This window comes from Tabrizicola sp. (assembly GCF_030694085.1).
Classification (GTDB): domain Bacteria; phylum Pseudomonadota; class Alphaproteobacteria; order Rhodobacterales; family Rhodobacteraceae; genus Tabrizicola.
Map to the genome: position 1 here is coordinate 1 of NZ_JAUXZE010000076.1, position 4716 is coordinate 4716.

At 62.4% G+C, this 4716-nt stretch carries 5 protein-coding genes and 1 pseudogene; 2 read left to right on the forward strand and 4 right to left on the reverse strand.

All coding sequences use genetic code 11. The features are described from left to right. Window positions 1-319: pseudogene (locus Q8M85_RS18000) on the reverse strand (Fic family protein); the annotation flags it as partial. A gap of 629 nt (window positions 320-948) precedes the next feature. Between Q8M85_RS18000 and Q8M85_RS18005 the strand changes: the two are divergent. Continuing rightward, complete coding sequence (locus Q8M85_RS18005) at window positions 949-1311, forward strand: polymer-forming cytoskeletal protein (protein WP_305547147.1); 363 nt, start codon at window positions 949-951, stop codon at window positions 1309-1311. A gap of 6 nt (window positions 1312-1317) precedes the next feature. On the opposite strand, the gene Q8M85_RS18010 is transcribed toward Q8M85_RS18005, so the two are convergent. Further along, window positions 1318-1578, reverse strand: coding sequence for a WGR domain-containing protein (locus tag Q8M85_RS18010; RefSeq protein WP_305547149.1), 261 nt, complete (start codon window positions 1576-1578; stop codon window positions 1318-1320). 393 nt (window positions 1579-1971) lie between these two features. Here Q8M85_RS18010 and Q8M85_RS18015 point away from each other — a divergent pair, with 393 nt between their 5' ends. Beyond that, window positions 1972-2436 carry a hypothetical protein gene (locus Q8M85_RS18015; protein WP_305547151.1) on the forward strand — a complete coding sequence of 155 codons (465 nt, stop codon included), beginning with the start codon at window positions 1972-1974 and terminating at the stop codon, window positions 2434-2436. An 11-nt stretch (window positions 2437-2447) separates the two neighbouring features. Here the strand turns inward: Q8M85_RS18015 and Q8M85_RS18020 are convergent, their stop codons facing one another. Together Q8M85_RS18020 and Q8M85_RS18025 are read right to left on the reverse strand one after the other, a co-directional pair. Further along, window positions 2448-3002 carry a hypothetical protein gene (locus Q8M85_RS18020; protein ID WP_305547153.1) on the reverse strand — a complete coding sequence of 185 codons (555 nt, stop codon included), beginning with the start codon at window positions 3000-3002 and terminating at the stop codon, window positions 2448-2450. Continuing rightward, window positions 2999-3763: a ParA family protein gene (locus Q8M85_RS18025; RefSeq protein ID WP_305547155.1), complete on the reverse strand. Its 765-nt coding sequence runs from the start codon at window positions 3761-3763 to the stop codon at window positions 2999-3001. The genes Q8M85_RS18020 and Q8M85_RS18025 overlap by 4 nt, the downstream gene beginning before the upstream one ends. Window positions 3764-4716: the final 953 nt, after the last annotated feature.

Below are 4716 nucleotides of genomic sequence, written 5' to 3' on the forward strand. Positions count from 1 at the left end.
CGGTCACATCGATGTCGCGCCACGAGGCGAAGACTGTGTCCATGACCTGAGCGTAGCCAGCGACCTCCTCTTCGTCCCGGGTCGAGAAGGTCTGGATGTCGAGATTGGAGAGCAGACGCTGAACCTCCTGATCGGAGAGCCGGCTTCCCTCGATGCGTGTCGAAGAGCCGATGCTCTCGATGGTGGCGACGCGGCGTAAGGCGGACAGACGCTCGGGGGCGAGGCTTCCGAGTGCGCGCCATGCGCCTTTGAACTCGTCGATCTCGGCGATGATCGAGAGAAAGGTCGGGGTGATGCGGAGCGTCTGAGTTTGGATCATATCCAATTTTATACCCAATAACACCCATTTCCTGCAACCCAATTCGGAACCCAATTACACCCATTTAGCAGCCGGACCACCGGTCACGCCTGGGATCTGGACAGTTGGGACGACAAGGTCGCGGTCGGCCAGTGGGTTCGACCCGGACGTATCAGTCCATGTCTCCGTTGCCGAATCCGGCAACGCGGGCAAGATGAGCCCGAGCTCTTGTTGTTATGGACTCTCCCCTACCGATCGGTTCCCAGGCATCAAAGGGAAGAGCGAGGCGCCGCTGTATCTCGCCTTCGACATGCTCATGCCTGAAATTGAAGGCGATACCAGCCAAGCTATCACGCTCCTCGTGTTTCATCATCACGACCCCCGCTGGAAGTTCACCGGAATACCCTAGCCGTTCATTGTCATCGTTCCAACAGTGGACCACACCAACCAACCGTCTGGAGGTCTCGCATGAGCGATAGACGCAAAATCTATAGCTCATGAGGGACGACCGGCAGACGATCTTTGCCGGACGAGTTGTGCAACGCCGAGTACTGTCGCGCTTCTTCGCCGATAACGGCGCCGCGCGTTGCCCTTTCGTTTCGCTTCTGGTCCAGTCGTGGGGCACGAAGTTGAGCTGAGGCGGCACCAAGATGAAGACCCCAAATGGCGACCTCGACCGTTGGCCGGACCCGGCCGGCGCAAACGCCCGCCGCAGCGTTTTCGCGCAGGACCTTGTCATCGAAGGCGATGCCACGTCCAGTGGACCAATCGAGGTCCAGGGCAACGTCGTTGGCTCACTGCGGGCGCCTGAGATCACCGTGGCTGGTTCAGGTCGTGTTGAAGGTTCCGTCGTCGCCCACGACCTCGTCGTGCTTGGGGCGGTTTCCGGCACGGTCTCAGCGCGAAGCGTTCAGCTCGCGCCGAGTGCGGTCGTGCAGGCCGACGTCACCCATGAGCGGATCGCCATCGAGGTCGGTGCCGAGCTGGATGGCAGGCTTCAGCGTAAGGCCTAACAGATCTCACAGCGCAAGGTCTGGCGGCAGCATTTGGCCGGCAGGCAGATAGCCCCGTCGCATCTTCTGTCGAAGGGTTTGAAATGCTGCCCTCTCCGCTTCTTCCACGGTGGCGCAAGTCTCGAGTCTTGTCCGTCCGTGCGTTCCGATCCGGCCCCAGGTCCGCAAGACAGAGACGTCTCCGAACAGCGTCGCCGCAACATCGATGCAGTAGAACCGCGCCATGTTGGCCTCAGGGTCGATGCGGTGCAGATGTGCCAGAGCCATGGTGGTCCTCCCCCCCGCAGAGACTCCGCCTTGCCGCTCTCCAAGTCCAATTGCATTTCTGAATCGATCCGGGCGGTCCGATTCAGAAAGCTGATGGGTCATGGTGACGGATCGCCCGGTGCTCCCTCGACAACCTCGACCCAGAGGACGCCACGCAGGGTTTCCTCCGGGACCAGCCACACGGTTCTGAACCGACCGCTGGCGGTGCGATGCCGCTCCGCAACGAGTTCCCGGTCTCCACGGTCGATACGCCATAGCCGACGATCGACAACTGGGTTCTCGGCAGCGCTTCGGACGACCTTATCCATTCCCACCTCCGATGGTCCGTTGGCGAGAGGCGGTCATGGACAGAAGCGCCTTCAGAACATATCTACCGACATCAGAAGTGGTGCCTTGCTGTCGCCACGCGAACCACGAAAGGCTTTCCTGTCGATGCATGTTCTGTCCCCCGTTCTGGCTGTTTCCGCGCTTGCGGCGATGTCTGTTCCCGTCCACGCGCTTGACGCCTGGACGGTCGGTGTCGAGCGTGGCCTTCCGACCTACGCGCTCACCAGCGAGGCAGGTGAGGTGCGACTTGTCTGCGATCCGGATCGCGTCTTTGGGCCGACGCCCAACGGTGCGCTTGTGGTTCGCTTCGACAAGGACGCCAGACCGGACATGGTCGTCGTTCTCGCAAAGTCGGGCGAGCAGGCCCGCATGCCGGTCACGAACGGCATCGCCGCACAGGCATCGGTTGACGCAGCGGACTGGTCGAAAATGCTGGCAACCTTCCGAACGGGCGGCGAGTTCGCCTTGGTCACCAGCGCCGACAGCCTGACCTTCGAGACAGCGCCGCTGCCCGATCTTGCCTGCGAGTAACCGCAGGCGGCTCATCGATTTTTGTTGCATGGGTGAGGTCTACCTGACGCGTCGCGCCTCGTGGCTGCCATGCTTAAAATGCGCCTCGCCTCATCGACATGCGGCGCAAGATCATCTTCCGCCAAGAGCCGCCGTAGTTCGGCCCGGGCTTCCTTGGCAAAGGCGCGCAGCATGTAGGCTGGAGTAACCTCGCCCGCGCCCGGGATCTGCTCAAGCTGCTTCTCGGCTGCCAACGGCAGCCGAAAGAGAACCACCAACTTCTCTTTCCGGGGCTTCGCTATCCCGCTGGCTGCACACTCGGCCGAGGAAGCTGGGGACTGCGCCTGAAGAAGTTCCCCTTCCCTCCTCCCGGCAAACTCCGGCTCCGCCAAGGGCACCGTCGGCAAGTCTGAGATTTGGGCCTCGACGCTCTCGTCCTTCCCGCCCTTCTCGGGCGCGCGTCGTTCGGCAAGAATGCGCGACTGCACCTCGCGCGACGACCGCAACCGTGCGGCGGAGTTCTGCAGGCCCGGTTCTTCTGCCGCCGGGGAGGGTGCGACACGTGCAGGAAGACGGAAACGGCTCATGCAGGGATCACCTCGTCGATCCCGGTCAGGACAAGTTCCGCAACTTCAAGCTGGCGTGTGATGGCATCGGCCACCAGCCGACCGCCGTGGGCCTTGGCGTTGGCGCGGGCTGCCGGCCCAAGGGGGCCGTGGTAGCCCAGCTGTTCTAGGATACGCGAATGCGGGACGATCACGTCGAGATGGTCGAGACGCAGGATCTCTTGCAGCACGTCCTGGTCGCGCTTTGGCAGTTGTGCCATTCCCCCTTCCCGGGTTGCGGCGTCGAAGATCTTCGGCCCCGCGTCCATGACGAGGACCCGGACCGCCGGGAACCGCTCGCCCGCGGCAATCGAGGCGCGGAGGTCGTCCATCCAGAGGACAGCGCGATGGGTCATTTCCCATTCGGCGTAGACGGGGCGGGCTGGGATCAGCACCAGATCGGAGATCAGGCAGAAGTCTTCGGTGTCGGTATGGGTGCCAGGTCGCGTGTCGATCACGACGAGATCGACGCCGCGCGCTTCCTCAGCTTCGAGGAGCGACAGAAGCCCCTCCACGCTCTCGGGAGGCGAAAGGATCGCGAGACTCTCCGGCCACTCGGGCTTTTGCGCGCCCTCCCAGGCGGCCAGTTCGAAACTGTCGCGCCAGCGGCCGAGTTGGGCATTCACGTCGCCATCGATCAAGGTGACGCGACGCCCGAGGTTCAGTGCTGCAGACGCGAGAAGCATGGCGGTCGTGGTCTTGCCCGAGCCGCCTTTGGTCTGCACGATGGTAATGACTTGCATGAAATGACGCCTCCACAAACGGTACTCATTACCCTTGGCATCGACACCCGGCGCTCTTTCATGACGCTGCGGAAGGCGATGCACCGCGGACAAGCCAAGACGCAGCGAAGCCGTTGTAAAGGCGTCACTAATCCGACCGGCGTGCGGTGCGCTGTTTAGGCATAAGGTTGCAAGAACGTCAAATGGGATGTGCCGGAAGTTGTAACACACTGCCGAAGCCTTCATGTTTCCGAAGGATTCCAGCAGCCGCGATGCTGCGGCGCGGCGTACGAGCACACCTTCAGCCTGCCCGCAATCGTGGCAGGTTGCGCTCCGGCCCGTATGACGGTTTGCATGTCCGCATGCCTGCATAGGTGACAGGCCGCATGCCGGCGTCGGAACCTGTCCGCATGGTTGGTCCGAAGGCTGGGCAACATCAGGTCTCAGTCGAGAGACGATCTCGAACTTGACCCGCCAACCGGCTGCATGTCGGACAATTTGCCTGTCTGCCTGTCTGCCTGTCTGCCTGTCAGCCTGCTTGCCAGTTCGGCCGGTGACGGGTTGACGCTGCGCCGATCTAGCCTCTGGCTTCATGCCCAAAGCCATCCATGGTCCGCCGTGGGCAGGCCTTGAAGCATCTGGAGACCCCTTCCCTGGCCCATCTTCCCCTTCCCGGGCAAGCCTTCCTTCAGACTGTCATGCCCTTCCCGGCAGTCCTTCGTGGAAGGACCGTACACTACTGCAAAGCCCAAGGTTTCAAGGCGCTCGACCACTTTGGTCTCGCCTTAAACGGAGGCCTGTCGGCCCGGGCGCAGGGATGCAGTCGGCGGACCAGCCGCCGACCCCTGACGCCATATTGAGTCCTCACCGGCTGTCCGGTTTCCGCAAGCGGGCTCCTCTTCGGAGGAGCGGAAACCGGCCGGTGAGGACGGTTGGCAGGAACGGTGGTGTGTGATACATGATGCGCAATGACT

What these genes read in the sequence shown, in the direction of transcription:
- Q8M85_RS18005 (WP_305547147.1), top strand. Translation starts at nt 949, where the DNA reads ATGAAGACCCCAAATGGCGACCTCGACCGTTGGCCGGACCCGGCCGGC.
- Q8M85_RS18010 (WP_305547149.1), bottom strand. Translation starts at nt 1,578, where the DNA reads ATGGCTCTGGCACATCTGCACCGCATCGACCCTGAGGCCAACATGGCG.
- Q8M85_RS18020 (WP_305547153.1), bottom strand. Translation starts at nt 3,002, where the DNA reads ATGAGCCGTTTCCGTCTTCCTGCACGTGTCGCACCCTCCCCGGCGGCA.
- Q8M85_RS18025 (WP_305547155.1), bottom strand. Translation starts at nt 3,763, where the DNA reads ATGCAAGTCATTACCATCGTGCAGACCAAAGGCGGCTCGGGCAAGACC.